This window comes from Samsonia erythrinae, from assembly GCF_004342665.1.
In the GTDB taxonomy this organism is placed as follows: domain Bacteria; phylum Pseudomonadota; class Gammaproteobacteria; order Enterobacterales; family Enterobacteriaceae; genus Samsonia; species Samsonia erythrinae.
The window spans coordinates 142,762-164,190 of record NZ_SMBY01000003.1; the positions used below are offsets into that span (position 1 = coordinate 142,762).

Sequence of the window (21,429 nt, forward strand, 5' to 3'; positions counted from 1 at the left end):
TAATGCGATGTACAACATGAAAGGCAGCCAGGCCTATGCTCAGGTAGGCCTGGAGAGCAGTGTGATGAGCGCCAGCCCTCACCAGCTTATCGTTATGCTGTTTGACGGCGCACGCAGCGCGATGATGCGTGCGCGTATACTTATAGAGCAAGGCGATATTCCCGGCAAAGGCGTGGCGTTATCTAAAGCGATCGATATCATCAACAACGGATTAAAAGCCGGGTTAGACAATGAGAAAGGGGGCGAGCTGGTTGAAAATCTGTCCGCGCTGTACGACTACATGTCCCAACGTCTCTTGATCGCTAACTTGCATAATGACGCAAACGCAATCGCGGAAGTCGAAGCCTTGCTGGAAAACATTGCCGATGCCTGGCGGCAAATCGGCCCTAATTACAAACCCGATCAGGAAGTAGGTTAATGGTCTCCCCTCCTCGGCTTCTGAAAGACTACCAACAGCTTCTCTCCCTAAGTCAAAAGATTCTTCATCTGGCGATGAGCGGCCAGTGGGATGCGTTAGTTGAGCAAGAGATTGTTTACGTTCAATCTGTTGAAGGCTTGGTTAACAAACCCATTCCTGATGAGATCGACAGCGTAATACGACTGCATTTCCGTGAGATTTTACAGGAAGTGATGAATAACGAAGCAAAAGTAAAACAACTGCTGCAGAAGCGGATGGACGAGCTCAGCTCGTTAATGGGGCAATCACTGAAACAAAGATCGATTAATACTACCTACAACGAATTCGCTGAGCAACGGTTGTTACCTGGTGAGCCGCACTCATGATGCCATAACGTCGTATGTTTATTCACCACGCCCTTGTCTCTGCTCAGAGATAGGGCGCGCTCTTTTGATATTCACTATATATTCGCGTCAGTCACCGCAACAATATACGTCGCAACAGTGCGCAAGAAGGTAAAAAAGGGTTACGGAATAAGGCTGCGCGTATTCCGGTCAGTTACCTGATGAAATAGCACGCAACAGCGCTCATTAGCGACGATGTCATTAGGCGACATCAAACGGACATGTTCATCACTTCCTGATAGGCAGACACTAATTTATTGCGAACCTGAATGCCCATCTGCATTGAAATTGATGATTTCTGTAAATCGACCATGACATCGTTCAGCGACACACCCGGCACCCCCAGTGTAAACTTCTCTGCCTGAGTACGGGCGGCTTGTTGCGTATCGCTAATCTTATCGATCGCCGACCTCAACTCGCTGGCGAAACCGGGTTCTACCGCGGGTCTGGCTATTGGCGTGTTTGAAGCTTGCAGAGCTTTGACCTGCATTTGCTGTAGAACGCCATCAATACCTTGAACGGACATAACACCTCACTAAAACCACACTGATTGCACTTTTCATACCGAATTTGTGACGAAGATACCCTATCACATGCTTTTTCGGATAAATCGCATAATTAGAGCAAAAAATACTACCTTATCGAGCCATCGATTTTTCTTTTACGGAAAATAATGACATGCCGAAAAATCCAGGCGAAATGTTTTATTGATTGCGCAATCAGGGAGTTCTGTTTTGTCACGTCACAACGTTAAGTATATCGTTCAAAAACCAAGCAGAGATAGAGTATGAACGCCTCATTAGCCGGCGCCGCTACCGGTAAAAATAGCTTTGGCGAAATACTCAACCGGTTACGCGCCAATCCTAAAGTTCCGTTATTGATCGCAGCCGCCGCGACGATTGCCATCGTCGTCGCCCTGACTTTATGGGCCAAAGGCCCTGATTACCGAGTGCTTTACAGTAATATCAATGACCGGGACGGCGGTGCCATTGTCAGCGAATTAACTAAGCTGAATATCCCCTACCGCTTTGCGGAAAACGGCGGGGCAATCATGATCCCCGCCGATAATGTTTATGAAACCCGACTCCGTCTTGCGCAGTTAGGTCTGCCAAAAGGCGGGGCCGTTGGTTTTGAATTGCTCGACCAGGAAAAATTTGGCATTAGCCAATTTAGCGAACAGATAAATTACCAGCGCGCGCTGGAGGGCGAACTGTCCAGAACGATCGAAACGCTAGGTCCCGTACAGAGCGCCCGCGTTCACCTCGCCATTCCCAAACCGTCGCTGTTCGTGCGTGAACAAAAAGCGCCCTCCTCTTCCGTCACCTTGATGTTACAACCGGGCCGGGCATTAGACGAAGGACAAATCAACTCCATCGTTTACATGGTTTCCAGTAGCGTTTCCGGTTTACCGCCAGATAATGTGACGGTCGTCGATCAAACCGGGCGTCTGTTAACGCAGGCCGGCGGCAGTAGCCGCGATCTCAATGCGGCACAGCTTAAATACAGCAACGAAGTCGAAGCGCTGTATCAACGCCGCATTGAATCGATCATCGCGCCGATGGTCGGCATGGGCAATGTACACGCTCAGGTCACCGCACAAATCGACTTCTCTGCACGCGAACAAACTGATGAGCAATACCAGCCCAATCAGCCTCCCGACAAAGCGGCCGTTCGTTCCCAACAAACCAGCCAAAGTGAGCAGAGAGGCGGCCCGAACGTAGGTGGTGTTCCCGGGGCATTGTCTAACCAGCCTGCGCCAGCGCCAACAGCGCCGATTACTGCGCAGCCCAATAACGCTAATGCCAACGCCAACGCAAATAACAATCAGGCTGGCCAGCAGAACAATGCGGCGGGCGCGCAAGCCAATGCGACGAATACGAATGCCGTGATTCAAACCTCGAATATTCGTAATGATGCCACCACTAACTATGAAGTTGACAAGACGATTCTGCATACCAAGCACAGCACTGGCGGTGTGAAACGCTTGTCCGCGGCGGTTATCGTCAATTACCTGCCGCCGGGAGAGGACGGCAAGCCGATCGCGTTGACGGAAGCGCAAATTAAACAAATCGAAACGGTTGCGCGCGAAGCAATGGGCTTCTCTGCTGAACGCGGCGATACGTTGAATGTCGTTAATACGCCGTTTATGGACAGCACCGATGGTTCCGGCGAACTACCCTTCTGGCAGAAGCAGGCATTCTTCGATTTGCTGATGGAAGCCGGACGTTGGCTACTGGTGCTGATCGTTGCCTGGATTCTATGGCGTAAGTTGGTACGACCACAGTTGCAGAAGAAAGCCCAGCAACAAGAGGCTGAACTGGCCGCCGCTACACTGGCCAAAGGTGCCGATGACGATGTTATGGTCAACCTGAGCTCGTCTGAAATCGAGCAACAACGTAGATCGCAGCAGCGTGTCAATGCAGAAATGCAAAGTAATCGCATACGTGAAATGGCAGAGAACGACCCACGCGTTGTCGCATTGGTCATTCGCCAATGGATGAGTACTGAACTATGAGCCTGACGGGAACAGAAAAAAGCGCCATTTTATTGATGACCATTGGAGAAGACCGCGCCGCAGAGGTGTTTACCCATCTTTCAACCAAAGAGGTACAGCACCTGAGTTCCGCAATGGCGAATATGAAACAGGTATCGCAGCAGCAGTTGCTGGAGATACTGAGAGAGTTTGAGGCTGATGCAGAGCAATATGCGGCGTTAAGCGTTAACGCCAGCGATTATCTGCGTTCTGTTCTTATCAAAGCCCTCGGTGAAGAGCGGGCATCCAGTTTGCTGGAAGATATTCTGGAAAGCCGCGAAACATCCAGCGGCATGGAAACGCTCAACTTTATGGAACCGCAGGTTGCGGCCGATCTCATCCGTGACGAGCATCCGCAGATCATCGCAACAATTTTGGTGCACCTGAAACGTGCTCAGGCAGCCGATATTCTCGCCCTGTTCGAAGAACGTCTTCGCCATGATGTTATGTTGCGTATCGCCACTTTCGGCGGCGTACAACCTTCAGCGTTGGCAGAATTGACCGATGTTCTGAACGGTTTGCTGGATGGCCAAAACCTCAAACGCAGCAAGATGGGGGGTATTCGTACTGCTGCTGAAATTATCAACCTGATGAAAACGCAGCAGGAAGAAGCGGTTATTGACGCCGTGCGCGAATTTGACGGTGAGCTGGCGCAGAAAATCATCGACGAAATGTTCTTGTTCGAAAACCTGGTGGACGTAGACGACCGCAGCATTCAGCGTCTCCTGCAAGAGGTCGAATCCGAGTCTCTGCTGCTGGCATTGAAAGGCGCCGAAGAACCGTTACGCGAAAAATTCCTGCGCAACATGTCTCAACGTGCGGCGGAAATCCTTCGCGACGATCTTGCCACGCGTGGTCCGGTACGTATGTCTCAGGTCGAAAACGAACAGAAAGCGATTCTGCTCATCGTTCGCCGACTGGCGGACAGCGGCGAGATGATCATCGGTGGCGGCGAGGATGCCTATGTCTAATGCTCCGAAGAACCTGGCCTGGCAGCCTTGGAAGCTTAACGATCTGGCGGAGTCAGTTTCACAACCTCCGTCCGCTTCTCAGGTAAATGATGGGGTGCCGGAGGCAGCCGAAACAGAAAGCCTCAATGAAGCTCCCCCACTCGCAGCAATGGAAGATGAGCTGGAAGCGCTACGCGAAAGCACACTGCAACAGGCGCGTGAAGCTGGTTTTGCGCAAGGCCATCAACAAGGTTATGACGCGGGTTATCAGGAAGGGTTAGCGCAAGGACAACAGCAGGGGTTGCAAAATGCGTTGGCACAACAGCAGCCCTTTATTGAACAAATGCAGAACATGGTCACAGAATTCCAGCAGTCGCTGGATGCGCTAGACAGTGTGATTCCCGCGCGTCTAATGCAACTGGCATTAACCGCCGCCAAGCAAATTCTGGGGCAGCCTCCGGTTTGCGACGGTAATGCGCTGCTTAGCCAGATACAACAATTGATTCAGCAAGAGCCTATGTTTTCAGGGAAAACGCAACTGCGCGTTCACCCGTCTGATTTGGAACACGTTGAACAATATTTAGGCCCGACGCTAAGTTTGCAAGGTTGGAGACTTCTTGCGGACAGCCAGATCCATCCTGGTGGCTGTAAAGTTAGCGCAGAAGAAGGCGATCTGGATGCTACGCTGGCAACACGCTGGCATGAACTTTGCCGCCTGGCCGCACCGGGAGAGCTATAATGACGTCACGCCTCGGACGCTGGCTCTCTTCTCTTGATTCCTTCGAGAAACGTATTGACGAAACCCCTTCGGTACGTCGTTACGGTCGCCTGACCCGGGCAACAGGTTTGGTATTGGAGGCGACAGGGCTGCATATGCCGTTGGGCGCAACCTGCCTCATTGAGCGGCAGAATGGCACTCAAATTGAAGAAGTCGAAAGTGAAGTTGTCGGTTTCAACGGGCAAAAGCTCTTCCTGATGCCGCTGGAAGAAGTTGAAGGCATTATACCCGGCGCGCGCGTTTACGCCCGCGTCGGTCAGGATAGCAGCAGCCAGGGCAAACAACTCCCGCTAGGCCCTGAACTACTCGGCCGGGTGTTGGATGGCAGCGCGAAACCGCTGGATGGTTTACCGGCGCCCGATACCGGCTATCGTGCGCCGCTGATCACACCACCGTTTAATCCGTTGCAAAGAACGCCAATCGAAAATGTTCTGGATGTCGGCGTCAGAGCTATTAATGCTTTGCTCACCGTGGGACGAGGGCAGCGTATGGGCCTGTTTGCCGGCTCAGGCGTAGGTAAGAGTGTGCTGCTGGGCATGATGGCGCGTTATACTCAGGCTGACGTCATCGTTGTTGGCCTTATCGGCGAGCGTGGTCGGGAAGTTAAAGATTTTATTGAAAACATATTGGGCGCCGAAGGCCGGGCTCGTTCCGTCGTTATTGCCGCCCCGGCGGATGTTTCTCCGCTATTAAGGATGCAGGGAGCCGCGTATGCCACCCGCATTGCGGAAGATTTTCGCGATCGTGGGCATCACGTTCTGCTCATCATGGATTCACTCACGCGTTATGCCATGGCACAGCGTGAAATTGCGTTAGCGATCGGCGAACCGCCGGCAACCAAAGGCTATCCCCCTTCTGTGTTTGCCAAATTACCGGCGTTGGTAGAACGTGCCGGAAATGGTATCCATGGGGGGGGATCAGTTACGGCCTTCTATACTGTTCTGACTGAAGGCGACGATCAGCAGGATCCTATCGCCGACTCCGCACGCGCCATTCTTGATGGACATATTGTTTTGTCGCGTCAACTTGCAGAGTCCGGCCACTATCCTGCCATCGATATAGAAGCATCGATTAGCCGTGCAATGACGGCGTTAATTGATGAAAGCCACTATGCTTCCGTCAGGCAATTTAAACAATTACTGTCCAGCTACCAACGTAACCGCGATTTAGTGAGTGTCGGCGCCTACGCGGCGGGTAGCGATCCTATGTTAGACAAAGCAATTCGACTTTACCCACAGCTGGAAGCCTTTTTGCAGCAGGGGATGTTTGAACAAAGCAACTACGAAGAGTCTTGTCAGGCATTGCACACGATTTTCCCTCGTAACGAGTAGGAGAGCAGATGAAAACCCAGTCACCGCTGGTTACACTACGCGAACTGGCGCAGAAGGATGTTGAGAAAGCCGCGGGCCAGTTGGGTCAGGTCCGTCAGGCTCACCAACAGGCGGAACAACAGCTCAATATGCTGTTAAACTATCAGGACGATTATCGTCAAAAGTTAAATTCGACGATGACCTCCGGAATGGCAAACAATAGTTGGCAAAACTATCAGCAGTTCATCCAAACGTTAGATAATGCCATAGAGCAACATAGGCAGCAGCTCTCGCAGTGGACATCACGTTTAGATTTAGCCATGAAGACCTGGCAGGAAAAGCAACAACGATTGAACGCATTTGAGAAATTGCAAGATCGCGAACAGATTAGACAGCTTGCCAAAGATAATAAAATACAACAAAAACAAATGGATGAATTTGCCCAACGGGCCTCACAGAGGAAAACAGAATCATGAATCTGCCTGCGTTACCTATAGCGACGACTGCCAGCGACACAAGCAGCACTTCTGCTTCTCAACTGACGCAGGGTGAACTACCAAAGGATTTTGTCGATCTGTTGGGCAAACGTATATCACAAGTTGCCGATACATCAGGCAAAAAAACACTGGATAAAGTAGACGAGGAAGCGCTGCTTAACGCGCTGGGAGAAGATGGTCCGGCGCTTAGCCGTGACGATTTAAATGCCCTGCTTTCTTCATTTAGCGCTCTCAACGGCGTCGGGCTTGCCTCTGGGAAACAGAATCCGGATGTCGCAGGAGCTAAATCAGGACAGGAAAAAGACCGCGTTGCCGTCACTGATGACGCTGCGGCCATGCAGGCGCTGCTTGCGATGCTACAAGCAACGGATCCTACAGCAAAAAACCCTGCTGAGAATATTTCTGTGACGGCCGCAACAACCGGCTTGCCTGTTACAGGGCTTACCGATGCCAAACGTCAAGGTGAAGCGCCGGTTTCCATACTGGATAACGCCGATACCGGCACCCAAAGTGCGCAGGCTAGCCTGTTCAACGCCCCCGTTGTGATGGATAAAGAGACAGGAATATCGCGCGATTTATCGCGAGGAGACAAGCAAGCTCATGCGACCTCGGCAGACGCTGCGGATGACGCTGCTAAATTTTCGCTAACGACGCTGCATGCTAATGTTGGCGAACGCAACGTGTCTGAATCGGTGTCGGCATCAGGAAATAACGCACCTCAGGCAACATCATCAGTGGCGCTGGCCATGCCTGCTCAACCGTCAACAGTGGGAACCACCACGTTGGCTCCCCAGACGACGAACGCGCAATTAAATGCGCCGTTTGGTTCAGCACAATGGCAAGATGCTTTGGGCCAGCAAATCATCATGTTTAGCCGTAATGGCCAGCAGACCGCAGAGTTACGCCTGCACCCACAGGAACTGGGCGCATTGCATATCAGCTTGAAAATCGATGATAACCAGGCACAAATCCATCTGGCTTCAGCAAATAGTCAGGTTCGTTCAACGCTGGAAGCCGCCCTTCCCCACTTGCGCCATTTGATGGCCGAAAATGGTATTAACCTGGGTCAGAGCAGCGTCGGCAGCGATACCGCAGCTTGGCAGCAGGCTCAACAACAGATGGCCGATAAAAACAATGGCGACGGCAACCGTGACGCGTCTTATCAACAACAGTTTGGTCATGCATCAGAAAAAAACGGTGAATTATTAAACGCTCCAGAGCAGCTAAAAGCGCTGGCATCATCCGTCAACGGCGTTGATATCTTTGCCTGAATGTGAAGTAAACGAATAAGTTAGCACGGTTTTTCCTGTCTATTCTCTGTATTGAACATGACGATAGGCAGGATAATCATCGACATTACGCATTTATTTGTTGTTGGTTGCATCCAGTAACAAATATCGATAAGTAACAGGAACTCTTTTTGGCTATGTCTGATATGCAAGTCCGACCAGGACGTAAACGGTCTATTTGGCTAATACTACTGACTATCGTTGCCCTCGCTGCGACAGGTGCGGCGGGTACCGCCTGGTGGCTATTAAATCAGAAAAATGCAGCAATGGCTGAGCATGAAGCGCCTCCACCGCCTGAGCCTGTATTTATGCCGCTGGATACCTTCACGGTTAATCTTATCAATGCAGATAATAACCCTGACCGCGTGTTATACGTTGGCTTCACGCTTCGTTTGCCAGATGAAGCGACGCGCACCCAGTTTACCCATTATCTGCCTGAGGTTCGCAGCAGATTGTTATTATTGCTTTCTCGTCAGGACGCCATTGCGCTTGCCAATGAGCAAGGTAAACAGCAACTGATAGAACAAATTAAACAAGTGCTAAGCCCGCCATTAGTTCCTGGTCAACCTAACCAGGTCGTTACTGATGTTCTGTTCACGGCCTTTATACTGCGGTAACCATTTATGGGCGATAGTATTCTTTCACAAGCAGAAATTGATGCATTGTTAAATGGCGACAGCGGCGATAATAATGCCGATGCCAACGTATCATCAAAAATGGATGGGGATGTTAAACCCTATGATCCGAATACTCAGCGACGCGTTATTCGCGAACGTTTACAAGCATTAGAAATTATTAATGAACGTTTTGCGCGTCAATTCCGCATGGGATTGTTTAACCTGTTGCGCCGTAGTCCGGATATCACGGTGGGTGGTATCAAAATTCAGCCTTATCATGAATTTGCCCGAAATCTTCCGGTACCGACGAACCTGAATCTGATTCACTTGAAGCCTCTGCGCGGCACGGCATTGTTTGTATTTTCACCGAGTTTGGTGTTTATCGCCGTAGACAACCTTTTTGGTGGTGATGGACGTTTTCCAACGAAAGTTGAAGGGCGAGAGTTTACGCACACCGAGCAGCGTGTGGTCAAACGCATGCTGCGTCTGGCACTCGAAGCCTATGGTGAGGCCTGGAACGCGATTTACAAGCTCGACATTGAATATGTGCGCTCTGAAATGCAGGTTAAGTTTACCAACATTACGACATCGCCTAACGATATCGTCGTGACCACGCCGTTCCATGTTGAAATTGGTTCACTGACCGGCGAATTTAACATTTGCATCCCGTTTTCCATGATAGAGCCGCTGCGCGAACTGCTGGCGAATCCCCCGTTGGAAAACTCGCGTCAGGAAGATCAGAGCTGGCGGGAAACCCTGGCTAAACAGGTGCAGCATTCTGAACTTGAATTGGTTGCGAATTTTGTTGATATTCCGCTACGGCTGTCAAAAGTTCTGAAATTACAGCCCGGTGATGTATTACCCATCGACAAACCCGATAAAGTGATTGCCCACGTTGACGGAGTGCCAGTGCTGACCAGCCAATATGGCACGCTAAACGGGCAATATGCTCTACGCGTTGAACATTTGATTAACCCTATATTGAATTCTCTGGATAACGAGGAACAGCCCCATGAGTGACACCAAGAAACCGTCCGATGACAAGGAATCAGTGGACGATCTGTGGGCTGATGCATTTAACGAGCAACAGGCTTCAGAAAAGTCAGCGGCAGCAACAACGGAAGGCATCTTTAAAACGCTGGAAGGCCATGATTCACTGGGCGCGTTACAGGATATCGACCTTATTTTAGATATTCCCGTCAAACTCACCGTTGAGCTTGGTCGGACTAAGATGACGATAAAAGAGCTGTTGCGACTGACTCAAGGTTCTGTTGTCGCACTTGATGGCCTGGCAGGCGAACCGCTGGACATCCTGATTAACGGTTATCTGATTGCTCAAGGCGAAGTCGTCGTCGTATCTGATAAGTACGGTGTTCGTATTACGGATATCATCACGCCGTCTGAACGTATGCGTCGCCTGAGTCGTTGATGGTAACAACCACGCACTCATCCTCTGCTTCAGTAACAAGCCAGCAGCAAACAACGCTTGTTACTGAGCCACCGCTTACCGGCAGCACACTGCTGACACAAGTCAGTAGTGCGCTTGTTGGTATTTTATTATTGATTTTGCTGCTCGCCTGGCTCGTTCGTAAGCTCGGTTTTGCCCCTCAGACCAAACAGAACAAGCTCTTAAAAGTGGTATCTAATTGTTCGGTCGGACAACGTGAACGCGTTGTTATCGTGGAAGTCGATAATACTTGGCTGGTACTAGGCGTTACCGCCCATCAGATCACTCCGCTGCACACGCTACCTGCACGGCCAACCAACGACAGTTCCGCTACGGGTGATTCTCAGGCGGTAGATTTCAATCAACTGTTGAAGAAAGTTTTAAAACGTCCGGAAAAATCGGAATGAGCGCCTTGCCTAATTATTGCCGCATTATCCCCCTGCCTCGTGCGTTACGCTATGGTCTGACCGCCTGCTTGTTGTTCATGGCGCCTTCTGCGTGGGCTCAGCTTCCGGGGATTGTCACTCAACCGCTGCCTAACGGTGGGCAGAGCTGGACACTATCAGTACAAACGCTGGTTTTTCTAACATCGCTAACGTTTCTTCCCGCTGCATTGCTGATGATGACCAGTTTCACCCGCATCATCATTGTACTCAGCTTATTACGTAATGCGCTGGGTACGCCAACGGCGCCACCAAACCAAGTGCTATTGGGATTAACGCTTTTCCTGACTTTTTTTGTGATGTCCCCGGTGCTAAACCGCGTTTATGAAGACGCTTATATCCCCTTCAGCCAGGACCAAATTAGTATGGAAGTCGCGATAGAACGGGGGGCTGAGCCGCTACGCGAATTCATGCTGCGACAAACCCGGGAAACCGATTTGGCGTTGTTCACCCGGCTGGCCCAAATTCCAGAGATCCAAGGGCCTGAAGCGGTGCCAATGCGCGTACTCCTGCCCGCATTTGTAACAAGTGAGCTGAAAACCGCGTTCCAGATCGGTTTTACCGTGTTTATCCCTTTCCTTATCATCGATCTGGTTGTTGCGAGTGTATTGATGGCTCTGGGGATGATGATGGTTCCTCCGGCTACCATCTCTTTGCCCTTTAAGCTTATGCTGTTTGTGTTAGTTGATGGCTGGCAGTTGCTACTCGGTTCATTAGCTCAAAGTTTTTATAGTTAGACGAATAGAGGAATGCGACGATGACACCAGAATCGGTGATGGCGCTTGGCTATGAAGCAATGAAAATAGCCCTGGCGCTGGCAGCGCCTCCCCTGATGGCGGCGCTGCTTAGCGGGCTGATTATCAGCCTTTTGCAGGCAGCCACCCAGGTGAATGAAATGACGCTGTCGTTTATTCCTAAAATCCTGACCGTATTCTTAACATTAGTGATCGCCGGTCCCTGGATGCTAAACCTCATGCTGGATTATATGCGTACGCTATTCGGCCAGTTGCCTAATATTATTGGGTAACCATGCTGACGTTTAATAGCTGGGACATGGTGAATTGGGTTAGTCAATTTTTCTGGCCTTTTGTCAGGATCCTGGCGCTGATCACTACCGCCCCCGTCTTTAACGAAAGAGCCATTGGTAACCGAGTGAAAATAGGTCTCGGTATACTGATTACTCTGCTCGTCGCCCCCTATTTACCGCTGAACACGACGCCTATTTTTTCCGTCGCAGGCGTATGGCTGTTGATACAACAAATCCTTATTGGCATTACACTGGGTCTCTCGATGCAATTGGCCTTTGCCGCGATTCGCCATGCCGGCGAACTCATTGGCTTGCAAATGGGGCTTGCCTTTGCAACGTTCTTTGACCCGACGGGGGGGCCGAATATGCAAGTATTAGCCCGTTTCCTGAATATTCTCGCCATTTTGCTGTTCTTAACCTTTGACGGGCACCTTTGGCTGATTTCGCTATTAGCCGACAGTTTCTATACCTTACCTGTCAGCACCAATCCCGTTAACAGCCATGCCTTTCTCGCCCTTGCACGTGCTGGCGGATTGATTTTTATCAACGGTCTCATGCTGGCATTACCTATCGTTACCTTGCTGCTCACCATCAACCTGGCACTCGGTATACTTAACCGCATGGCGCCTCAGCTTTCAATATTCGTGGTTGGCTTCCCGATCACCCTTACGGTCGGAATTATGACAATAGGGATGCTGATTCCTTTGATCTCCCCCTTCGCAGAGCATTTGTTCAGTGAGGTATTTGATTTACTCGCTGATATTCTTAGCCAGTTGCCGGCATAGGTCAGGCGACGTTCTCCGTAATTCACAAAACCCCACTGTTTTAGCCGCTTCATTGACGCAGCGATATGATTCCTACTGGAGACAGTTTTGGCTGACGCAGCGTTGAATTTGGGAAGGAATAACAGCCGGATAATGAATAAATTTGGATGTAACAAATGGCAGAATAAAAAATGGCATGTCATCCAGTTGATGACATGCCCAAAAAATACGCCCGGTTTAAGCGTATTCAAACCGTGTAATAGAATAGTTATCTATTCTATTGTTGTTATTTCATCTGGAAAAGGGACATTCCCTGCATATTCTGGAACGTTGTATAGGAAGCCTGTAAAGAAGCCATCTGCATGGTATAAGACGAAATGGCCTCATACCAATCGGTATCCTGCAATTGCGATAGTGTCGTTTTATTCGCTACATCGCGGTCTTCACCAATGGCATTGAGGTTATCTATTTCATTAAGCTGAATACCTAACTCCGCACGAACTGACGAAATATTATTCAGAGAGTTGTTTAAACCACGGTTAGCCTGTTCCATTGCGGCCTTAACACTTTCTCTGGTCGCCTCATCGGCACCATCGAGTGGAGTTTCAAGTGCATTGATAGCAATATCCAGCGTTTCAAACAGATCCGATTGAACAGAGCCATCCGGTTCTTTCTGGGCATCACCCGTGACGCCATTGAAAACGGCAGAACCAATATGGCCCACCGTCATTGTCCGGGCAGCATCGACACGCTGTGAAATAGCCTGATTCCCACCGACGTATTCAATGCCCGAAGCACCTTCAACAAACGGCTGTTTGTCTGTTTCATAACCGGCAAAAATAAAATTACCATTACCATCCGTGCTATTCGCCATATTCAGCAGTTCGGCCTTCATACCACGCAGGCTGGTCGCGACGGATTTACGATCGTCGTCGCTTTTAACGCCGCCGCCGCTAATCACCTCGGTTAATGCGCTGGTGATGGTCGTAACGCTTTTCCCTAAAATGGACTCTTCCAGCGACATACTTTGCTGAGCAAAGGTACGCGCCAGCGTATACTGGCTGTTTTCCGACTGAGCCTGACCGAGCATAATAACGCTCGCTGCCGCTATCGGATCATCAGACGGATTAACCACTCGTTTTCCACTTGAGAGTTGCTCGCCCGTTTTCTGCCAAGCGGCCTGACCATTCAGGATGCCTTGCATATTTTGCTGGTATATCATGCTGGTACTTAAGCGCATGGTATTAACTCCTCAATCTCAACTGCTCAAACTAGTTACGGGCTGCCAACAACGCATCAAAGATGGATTGTGCTGTTTGTATGACCTGGGCGTTCGCAATGTAATACTGTTGGTAACGCATCAAATCACCGTATTCTTCATCCAGATTCACGCCGGAAACCGCCTGCTGCTCGGCGGTCAGTTGTTTGACGACGTTTTGCTGCGATGTGCTATTGATTTTCAGTGTGTTGGTCTGGTTACCAATCTCCCCGACCAGACCGGCGTAGGCGCCGGAAACACTCGCTTTTCCGCCCACGATTTTTTCATTTTGTAACGCCAACAGCGCCTTGGCATTCGTGTTATCACTCACGCCGCCAAACACCGGGTCGCCATTTGCATCCAGTACCGGGTTGCCGTCGTCATCGAGCTTAACGGATGCCGCGGCAATTTTATTAGGATCGGAAATCGCCACCGACATATCGGTAATCACATCATTGACAGGCTTAAGCAGAAAACTGTCGTTCGTGGCGGGCGTTCCGCTGATGGTCATCTTCATGCCATCAAAATTCAGGCTGTTATCAGAGGGATCTACCGATGCCATGAATTTTGAATTATCAGACAAACGGGTAACCTGCCAATTGCTACCGTCATACTTGACGGAATAATTCGTCGCCTGCACCTCTTGGGTTGAGGTATACGAAGGCGTCAATACGGCGCTACCGGTATTTTTACTGTCATTCAGCACCGCCGCTTTACCAAACGAGAAGAAATCGCCGCCTTTAACCCCTTCACGATCGTAACCTTCACGATGCTGGGCGTTAAACGCATCAGTAAATGCCAAGGCTAACTGCCCTAACTGATTACGCGTTTCATCCAATGCATCAGTGCGGAAGGAAAGTAACCCGCCTAATGAACCGCCCGTGAGGGTACTTTCATTCAATGCCACAACATCGTTTGTTTGATCTTTATAACCAATAGTCAAACGCGCCGGATCGCTGCTGGAGCCCATGGCGACCAATTGGTTACTCGTCCCACTCTGAACCAGATTTGTACCGTTCTTCAATGTCACGTTATAGACTGTTCCGTCCTGAACAGTCACATCAACACCCACCAGTTTATTCAGTTCGTCAACCAGATGATCGCGCTGATCGAGCAAATCGTTAGGCATGGTGCCGCCGTTTGCGCCCATTAACTTGGTGATTTCGTTGTTTAACGACGCAATCTGCTTAGAGTAAGTATTAACCTGTCCGACAATGCTTTGAACCTGCGTATTCACGCCGCTGTCCATATCACGCAGGTATTTATCGGTCACCTTAAATTGGTTTACTAAACCTTCAGCTTTTCCCAGTACGGTTTGACGAGTAGAGGAGTCACCCGAATTACTGGTTAAATTCTGCAGGTTGGAGAAAAAATCCTGAATAGTTGACGACAAGCTGGTGGTGCTGCTGGCTAACAGGTTATCGATCTTGGAGATTTGTTCGTAGTAAGCGGTAACCGAACTACTGGTTGTCTGAGCAGAACGGAGCTGATTGGTAACAAATTCATTAAATTCGCGGTTAACGCTGACGACATTTACCCCATTGCCAATATAGCCTGCTGACGTGCTGTTGCTAATTGCCTGTTCAAGTATTGTATTTTGTCGGCTATAGCCTGCAACAGCCTGATTGCTAATATTGTTACTCACGGTACTCAGCGCGACCTGTGCACCTTTTAAGCCACTCATCGCAGTGTTAATTAAATTGGACATAGGGTGTTGTTCCTTTTACACAGGCACTTTACGACCTGCGCGATTAACCAAATGCTGAAAGCAGCAAATACGCTACATAAGTTGATTACTTTATCGGTCAGAAAGCGCAAATCTTGAATAAAAAAATCAAAATAGCCGGCTCAAATCGTGGGTATATGCCTTCACCGCTTTTTCTCCCGCACCCTTCATTTGCTGGATCATGCTCACCAGTTTCTGCGCATATTGTGGATCCGTCGCATAGCCCGCTTTTTGTAAAGCATGAGCGGCTTGTTCAGCCGTTCCCGCACTCATTACGGCGGAATAGCGTGGGTTATTGGTCAATAACTTCACATAATCGCCAATCGCCTCTATGTATGAGTCATACACTCTGAAGCTGGCTTTCACCTTTTTGGCAACGCCTTGCTCATACTCTGTAGTAGTTATCTCTGTCGTTGGCCCATTCCAACTGCTGCCCGCCTTGATACCGAATAAGTTATGGCTTGGCCGTCCATCTTCTGTAGGAATTTCTCGCTGTCCCCAACCGGATTCAAGAGCCGCCTGAGCAATAATGAGGTGATGAGGGATGCCACTATGTTGGCTGGCAATCTGGGCAGGTAAAGAAATTTGAGAGACGAAATTGTTGCTGGACAACGGCAAAGCCGACCCTGCGCTCGGCAATTTCGGCAGCGCTTTACGCACCATTTGCTCGACGGCGCCTGATGGCATACTTTTCAACACATCTCCGTCAAACGTGAGCGGAACCGAAGGAACCGGAGTTTTGGCGGATGCCACATCGGGTGAGTGCCGCGTCAATTGCTCAACCATCACATCCGCCAGCCCAAGCCCTTTCCCTTTTGTTGCAATCTCTTGAGCTATTTGCTGGTCATACATGGAGGTATACAGACGCGTCTGATCGCTGTTGAAAAGCCCGTCCTGCGGAATCGCAGAACGCATGCTTTTCATCATTAACTGTACGAATACGCCTTCCATCTGTTGCGCTACCGCCTTTATCCCCTCTTTACTCTGAGGATTACCTGATACTTCACGCTTCAGCGTATTCAGGGATTGCGCATCATAGGCGGCATTATTGAGTGCCAGCATATCGCTCATCAGATAATTTCCAGTTTGGCACGCAAACAGCCTGCGCTTTGCATCGCCTGCAAAATGGACATAAGCTCCATCGGTGTTGCGCCCAAAGAGTTCAGCGCGCGCACGACATTGTTGAGATTGGCGCTGGAATTCACGCGCTGTAAAGCGCCCCCGGCCTGTTGCACTGCAATTTCCGTTTGTGGCGTGACAACCGTCTGACCGCCGCCAAAAGGCGTGTCTGGCTGGCTGACATTGGCCTGCTGATTAATCGTCACAGACAAATTACCCTGAGCGATCGCACAGCTATCCAGCGTGACGTCACGGTTCATCACGACAGATCCGGTGCGGGAATTGATTACGACTTTTGCATCCTGAATACCGACATTGACGTCAATATTCTGGATATCAGCCAGAAAGCGAACCTGAGAACTGTTACCATGCGGCGCCAATACCTGAATAGTGCGTGAATCCAGCGGCGTTGCCGTGCCGCCGTACCCAGAGCGGTTAATAGCATCACTCACCTTCTGCGCCATTGAAAAATCATCACTCTTTAGTTGCAGCATAATCGTATTTGACGCGCCAAAAGAGCTAGGCAACTCTCGTTCAATCACCGCGCCATTGCTGATGCGGCCTCCAGCAAGTTGGTTAACCTGAACGCTGCTGCCGCCAGCGGCAGCGCCGGCGCCGCCAACCAAAACGTTACCTTGCGCCAGGGCATAGACTTGATTATCCGCGCCTTTTAATGGCGTCATTAATAACGTCCCGCCGCGCAGGCTTTTCGCGTTGCCGAGAGAAGACACAACAACATCAATATTCTGACCCGCTCTGCCGAACGGCGGAAGCGTCGCCGTTACCATCACTGCCGCCACGTTTTTCAGCTGCATGTTGGTACCGGCGGGCACAGTAATACCCAATTGGGACAGCATGTTGGTTAAGCTCTGTATCGTAAATGGCGTTTGCGTAGTCTGGTCACCGGAACCATCCAGACCAACCACCAGGCCGTACCCAATCAACGCGTTATCACGCACGCCCTGGATATTGACCAGATCGCGAATTCTCTCAGCCGACGCAGGAACTGCACTGAGTGTCAGCAACGTCAGCAGTGCAGTGAAAAATGATGCAATCCGCATGGCAGGCCTCTTAAACTTAGAACGGAGAAACATTAAGGAAGAATCGCTGTAACCAGCCCATGTTTTGCGCCTCGTTAATGTAACCATTACCGACATATTCAATGCGCGCGTCCGCCACCTGAGTTGATGGCACCGAATTATTACCGCTAATGGTTCTCGGATTCACCACGCCAGCGAAACGAATAAATTCAGTTCCCTGATTAATGGCAATCTGCTTTTCGCCCACGACATGCAGGTTGCCGTTGGCCAATACCTGATCGACCGTTACCGTAATCGTGCCGCTGAATGTATTATTCGCATTCGCGCCGCCCTGACCGGAAAATTCGTTTGTTCCCGTCGCATTCAGCGCCGCACGATTATTGCCGAGAGGCCCTTCCAAATAACGCGGCGTGGCTGTCAGCCCAAACGTAGATGAACCATCCCGGCTGGCATTGGCCGATGAACTTTTACTGGCGCTGACATTTTCCTGCAACACGATCGTCAACGTATCACCAACGTTACGTGGGCGACGATCTTCAAACATTGGCTGGTAGCCATAATTCATGGGTTGCACGGTTTGAAAAATAGAGCCATTCGGGCCAGCTAATACAGGCGAAGCTGGCTGGGCTGTCGTAGGCCCGGTTACAACTTTATCATGCGGAATATAGGCGCAGCCGTTAAGTGCTAACATCGAGATCAAAGCCAACAAACGGGGTCGGCTGAGTGGTTTGATAACCGACTTTGCATTCATTATCACTGCGGATATCGCCTTAAATTAATCTGTTTCACATATTCACGGGGTAAATCAAAGCCATGTCTTCCCCATTCCCCGGGTTGCCTATGGCCATCATTACCCCGTTAAAGACTGTCTCTATTGCCAACATCAAGCTAACAACGCGTAAACGTTCACCGCTGAAATTAGCAAGGCAGGCATTACAGCTGAGTCAATCTCTGCAACATCTGGTCTGAAGAAGAAATCGCCTTACTGTTAATTTCGTAGGCGCGCTGAGTCTGAATCATCGACACCAACTCTTCTGCCACGTTGACGTTAGAGGTTTCAACGTATTTCTGATACAGCAGGCCCGCGCCATTTAATCCAGGGTTTGCTTCATTCGGCGCACCAGAACTCGCCGTTTCCAGATACAGATTCTCACCGATGCTTTCCAGCCCGCTGTCGTTGATAAAGGTTGTCAGCGTCAGTTGTCCAATCTGGTTGGTTGCCGCCTGTCCCTGTAGTTTAACGCTGACGATCCCATCACGACCGATATTCAGCTCAGTCGCATTCGACGGAACGGTAATCGCTGGCTGAACCTGATAGCCGCTGGATGTAACCAGCTGACCGTTGCCATCAAGCTGGAAGGCGCCATCGCGCGTATAGGCCGTGGTACCATCAGGGAGCAGGACCTGGAAAAATCCCTGACCTTTAATCGCCACATCTTTTGAGTTACCGGTTTCGGAAAACGTTCCCTGAGTATGGATACGTTCTGTTGATACCGGGCGAACCCCAGTGCCTAACTGTAAACCGGAGGGCAACATGGTTTGCTCTGATGACTGAGCGCCAGGCTGGCGAACAGTCTGGTACATCAAATCTTCAAATACGGCACGCTGGCGCTTGAAACCATTGGTACTGACGTTTGCCAGGTTATTGGAAATAACGTCCATATTGGTTTGCTGAGCATTCAGGCCGGTTTTTGCAATCCATAAAGAACGGATCATTTATTCACTCCTGTGCGCACTCGGCGCTTAACCCATTGCTAATATCTGATTAGCGCGTTGTGCATTATCGTCGACACTGCTGATGACTTTCATCTGCATTTCAAAGCGACGCGCATTGGCAATCATATCGACCATCGTATCTACCGTGTTTACATTACTGCCTTCTATCACCCCGGACATGATACGTATCGTGGGATCATTCGGCAGAACATTGCCACGTTGCTGCTGGGCCTGTTGCGTCAGACGGAACAATCCGTCATCAGAGCGCTCAACTTCCTGCCCGGTGGCTCTGACGAGCTTCAGGCGCCCCAATTGAGCAATCGTATTCGGCGGATCGCCATCATTAAGCACGGAGATCGTGCCATCAGGAGAAATGCCGATCTGGGATTGCGGCGGCACGTCAATCGGCCCACCGTCTCCCATCACCACACGTCCCTGGATCGTCAACTGGCCGTCAGCGTTGATCTCCATATTGCCATTACGGGTGTATGCCTCACTGCCATCGGCAGTTTGTACGGCCAGCCACCCTTCTTTCGGTAAAGCAACGTCCATTGCACGACCCGTATAATTCATCACGCCCTCGGTCATATCGGCGCCAGGCGTTGACGCGACAACCAACGTTCGGGTCGGCAATGTCAGCCCGTTAACCGGCACCGCACGCAGCGCTGAAAGCTGCGCCCGGAACCCCGGCGTTGAGGCATTCGCCAGGTTGTTTGCGGTAATCGCCTGTTTTTCCAATGACTGACTCGCGCCACCCATTGCCGTATAAATCGCGTGATCCATGCAATGTCCCCGTCAGGATAATTAGCGCAGGCTAACCAACGTTTGCAGAATGGAGTCCTGCGTCTTGATGGTTTGCGCATTCGATTGATAGTTGCGCTGTGCCACGATCATGTTGACCAGTTCTTTACTTAAATCAACGTTCGAACTTTCGGTGGATTTGCCGATCAGCTTGCCCAGACTGCCAGTACCCGCCAGACCGATAACCGCCTGACCGGACGTCCCCGTTTCAGACCACACGTTATCGCCTTCAGGCGAAAGGCCTTCAGGGTTAGCAAAACCAGCTAGCAAAATCTGTCCCAGCGGCTGTTTCTGACCATTACTGTAGCTACCTTCGATCGTACCATCGTCATTGATGGCAAAACCGGTCAACGACCCTGGCGCGAAACCATTCTGGGTCGGGCTTTTGTAACTGTATTCGGTATTTTGCTGCACGCTGCCAGTCAGGTTAAAATTAAAATTACTGGCAAGGGAGCCGTTCACAGAGGCGAGCTGGATATTCATTGGGTTGATGCCATTGGGAACCGATGCCGCTGGCGGCGCTGCAAATCCAGAAGTCTGACCGATCAGCGCACCGTTGGTATCAAACTTCAGCGTGCCCGCCTCTTGATAGTTTACCGGCGACACGCTGTCGTCTTTCGCGTACACGTTCCACAGATTATCCGCCGTTTTGACGAAGTAGAGCGAGAAGTTATGCACATTCCCCTGACTGTCATAGGTTGTCAACGCGGTTTTACTATTGTACGTGCCTTCCTGACCCTGTGTGGTCGCATCCCAGGCCGTCGTCGGTATGCTGTCGGAAGAATTCAGGTTAGCGATAATGGATGCCGTTGTTGTCTGGCTGGCCAGCATATCGCCATCGGGGATCGTCAACGGAACGGGATCGGCACCGGTCTGAACGGTTGGCGGCGTACCCGCAACCGGAAAGCCGGTTAGCTGCATGCCTTGAGCATTCACAATATTACGACCGTTCAGCATAAACTGACCGTTACGGCTGTAATAGACGGAGCCGTTAGTGTCCTGCATTCTATAGAAGCCGCTACCGCTGATCGCCACATCCAGATCGCGTGAAGAGGACGTCACCGTACCGCTACCAAAATCCTGCAATACCGATGAGACCTGGACGCCCATCCCGACCTTCGAACCTGCAAACATATCCGCAAAGGTCACAGTGCCGGATTTAAACCCCACTGTCGCCGAGTTGGCGATGTTATTACCAATCACATCCAGGTTATTAGACGCGGCGTTTAAGCCACTGACCGCCTGAGAAAAACCCATGTTGTTCTCCAGATAAATTGATTAAGTCATATTCCAGAAAATGAACGAGTCTGGAA

Annotated in this window: 24 protein-coding genes; 15 read left to right on the top strand and 9 right to left on the bottom strand. The window is 50.4% G+C overall.

The features are described from left to right. Positions 1-7: 7 nt before the first annotated feature. Positions 8-418, top strand: coding sequence for a flagellar export chaperone FliS (gene fliS, locus EDC54_RS07275; protein ID WP_132454703.1), 411 nt, complete (start codon positions 8-10; stop codon positions 416-418). Next, positions 418-783 (top strand): flagella biosynthesis regulatory protein FliT, encoded by a 366-nt coding sequence (gene fliT, locus EDC54_RS07280; RefSeq protein ID WP_132454705.1) that lies wholly within the window; start codon positions 418-420, stop codon positions 781-783. Before fliS ends, fliT begins: the two co-directional genes overlap by 1 nt. A 229-nt stretch (positions 784-1,012) precedes the next feature. Here fliT and fliE read toward each other — a convergent pair whose 3' ends face one another. Further along, positions 1,013-1,327, bottom strand: coding sequence for a flagellar hook-basal body complex protein FliE (fliE, locus tag EDC54_RS07285; RefSeq protein ID WP_132454707.1), 315 nt, complete (start codon positions 1,325-1,327; stop codon positions 1,013-1,015). A gap of 261 nt (positions 1,328-1,588) precedes the next feature. Here fliE and fliF point away from each other — a divergent pair, with 261 nt between their 5' ends. From fliF to fliR, 13 genes are all read left to right on the top strand, one after another. Next, on the top strand, positions 1,589-3,316 hold the full coding sequence (fliF, locus tag EDC54_RS07290) for a flagellar basal-body MS-ring/collar protein FliF (RefSeq protein ID WP_132454709.1): 1,728 nt from the start codon (positions 1,589-1,591) through the stop codon (positions 3,314-3,316). Further along, positions 3,313-4,305: a flagellar motor switch protein FliG gene (gene fliG / locus EDC54_RS07295; protein ID WP_132454711.1), complete on the top strand. Its 993-nt coding sequence runs from the start codon at positions 3,313-3,315 to the stop codon at positions 4,303-4,305. The genes fliF and fliG overlap by 4 nt, the downstream gene beginning before the upstream one ends. Further along, positions 4,298-5,023: a flagellar assembly protein FliH gene (fliH, locus tag EDC54_RS07300; RefSeq protein WP_132454713.1), complete on the top strand. Its 726-nt coding sequence runs from the start codon at positions 4,298-4,300 to the stop codon at positions 5,021-5,023. Before fliG ends, fliH begins: the two co-directional genes overlap by 8 nt. Further along, positions 5,023-6,393, top strand: coding sequence for a flagellar protein export ATPase FliI (gene fliI, locus EDC54_RS07305; RefSeq protein WP_132454715.1), 1,371 nt, complete (start codon positions 5,023-5,025; stop codon positions 6,391-6,393). Before fliH ends, fliI begins: the two co-directional genes overlap by 1 nt. Positions 6,394-6,401: 8 nt before the next feature. Further along, positions 6,402-6,848, top strand: a complete 447-nt coding sequence (gene fliJ, locus EDC54_RS07310; RefSeq protein ID WP_132454717.1) for a flagellar export protein FliJ — start codon at positions 6,402-6,404, stop codon at positions 6,846-6,848. Then, positions 6,845-8,140: a flagellar hook-length control protein FliK gene (locus EDC54_RS07315; protein WP_132454719.1), complete on the top strand. Its 1,296-nt coding sequence runs from the start codon at positions 6,845-6,847 to the stop codon at positions 8,138-8,140. Before fliJ ends, EDC54_RS07315 begins: the two co-directional genes overlap by 4 nt. 155 nt (positions 8,141-8,295) lie before the next feature. After that, entirely contained in the window at positions 8,296-8,775 is a 480-nt protein-coding gene (gene fliL, locus EDC54_RS07320) for a flagellar basal body-associated protein FliL (RefSeq protein WP_132454721.1), read from the top strand. A gap of 6 nt (positions 8,776-8,781) precedes the next feature. After that, positions 8,782-9,795, top strand: a complete 1,014-nt coding sequence (gene fliM / locus EDC54_RS07325; protein WP_132454723.1) for a flagellar motor switch protein FliM — start codon at positions 8,782-8,784, stop codon at positions 9,793-9,795. Further along, positions 9,788-10,204, top strand: a complete 417-nt coding sequence (gene fliN / locus EDC54_RS07330; RefSeq protein ID WP_132454725.1) for a flagellar motor switch protein FliN — start codon at positions 9,788-9,790, stop codon at positions 10,202-10,204. Before fliM ends, fliN begins: the two co-directional genes overlap by 8 nt. After that, the gene (gene fliO, locus EDC54_RS07335; RefSeq protein ID WP_132454727.1) at positions 10,204-10,629 is read left to right on the top strand and encodes a flagellar biosynthetic protein FliO; all 426 of its coding nucleotides are present in this window, start codon (positions 10,204-10,206) and stop codon (positions 10,627-10,629) included. Before fliN ends, fliO begins: the two co-directional genes overlap by 1 nt. Before the next feature lie 77 nt (positions 10,630-10,706). Further along, the gene (gene fliP, locus EDC54_RS07340; protein WP_196238446.1) at positions 10,707-11,402 is read left to right on the top strand and encodes a flagellar type III secretion system pore protein FliP; all 696 of its coding nucleotides are present in this window, start codon (positions 10,707-10,709) and stop codon (positions 11,400-11,402) included. A 20-nt stretch (positions 11,403-11,422) separates the two neighbouring features. Next, on the top strand, positions 11,423-11,692 hold the full coding sequence (gene fliQ / locus EDC54_RS07345; protein ID WP_132454731.1) for a flagellar biosynthesis protein FliQ: 270 nt from the start codon (positions 11,423-11,425) through the stop codon (positions 11,690-11,692). Between the two features lie 2 nt (positions 11,693-11,694). Further along, positions 11,695-12,477: a flagellar biosynthetic protein FliR gene (gene fliR / locus EDC54_RS07350; protein WP_132454733.1), complete on the top strand. Its 783-nt coding sequence runs from the start codon at positions 11,695-11,697 to the stop codon at positions 12,475-12,477. Positions 12,478-12,742: 265 nt separating this feature from the next. Here fliR and flgL read toward each other — a convergent pair whose 3' ends face one another. From flgL to flgE, 8 genes are all read right to left on the bottom strand, one after another. Continuing rightward, entirely contained in the window at positions 12,743-13,696 is a 954-nt protein-coding gene (gene flgL, locus EDC54_RS07355; protein WP_132454735.1) for a flagellar hook-associated protein FlgL, read from the bottom strand. A 31-nt stretch (positions 13,697-13,727) separates the two neighbouring features. Next, positions 13,728-15,422, bottom strand: coding sequence for a flagellar hook-associated protein FlgK (gene flgK / locus EDC54_RS07360; RefSeq protein ID WP_132454737.1), 1,695 nt, complete (start codon positions 15,420-15,422; stop codon positions 13,728-13,730). A gap of 126 nt (positions 15,423-15,548) precedes the next feature. Continuing rightward, a complete protein-coding gene (gene flgJ / locus EDC54_RS07365) occupies positions 15,549-16,511 on the bottom strand; it encodes a flagellar assembly peptidoglycan hydrolase FlgJ (protein WP_132454739.1) in 963 nt (320 codons plus the stop codon). Then, positions 16,511-17,620 (bottom strand): flagellar basal body P-ring protein FlgI, encoded by a 1,110-nt coding sequence (locus tag EDC54_RS07370; protein ID WP_132454741.1) that lies wholly within the window; start codon positions 17,618-17,620, stop codon positions 16,511-16,513. The genes flgJ and EDC54_RS07370 overlap by 1 nt, the downstream gene beginning before the upstream one ends. Before the next feature lie 16 nt (positions 17,621-17,636). Next, the gene (gene flgH / locus EDC54_RS07375; RefSeq protein WP_132454743.1) at positions 17,637-18,350 is read right to left on the bottom strand and encodes a flagellar basal body L-ring protein FlgH; all 714 of its coding nucleotides are present in this window, start codon (positions 18,348-18,350) and stop codon (positions 17,637-17,639) included. A gap of 182 nt (positions 18,351-18,532) precedes the next feature. Beyond that, positions 18,533-19,315, bottom strand: a complete 783-nt coding sequence (gene flgG, locus EDC54_RS07380) for a flagellar basal-body rod protein FlgG (RefSeq protein ID WP_132454745.1) — start codon at positions 19,313-19,315, stop codon at positions 18,533-18,535. 27 nt (positions 19,316-19,342) lie between these two features. Further along, positions 19,343-20,098, bottom strand: coding sequence for a flagellar basal body rod protein FlgF (locus EDC54_RS07385; protein WP_132454747.1), 756 nt, complete (start codon positions 20,096-20,098; stop codon positions 19,343-19,345). A 21-nt stretch (positions 20,099-20,119) separates the two neighbouring features. Continuing rightward, on the bottom strand, positions 20,120-21,373 hold the full coding sequence (flgE, locus tag EDC54_RS07390) for a flagellar hook protein FlgE (protein ID WP_132454749.1): 1,254 nt from the start codon (positions 21,371-21,373) through the stop codon (positions 20,120-20,122). Positions 21,374-21,429 lie beyond the last annotated feature (56 nt).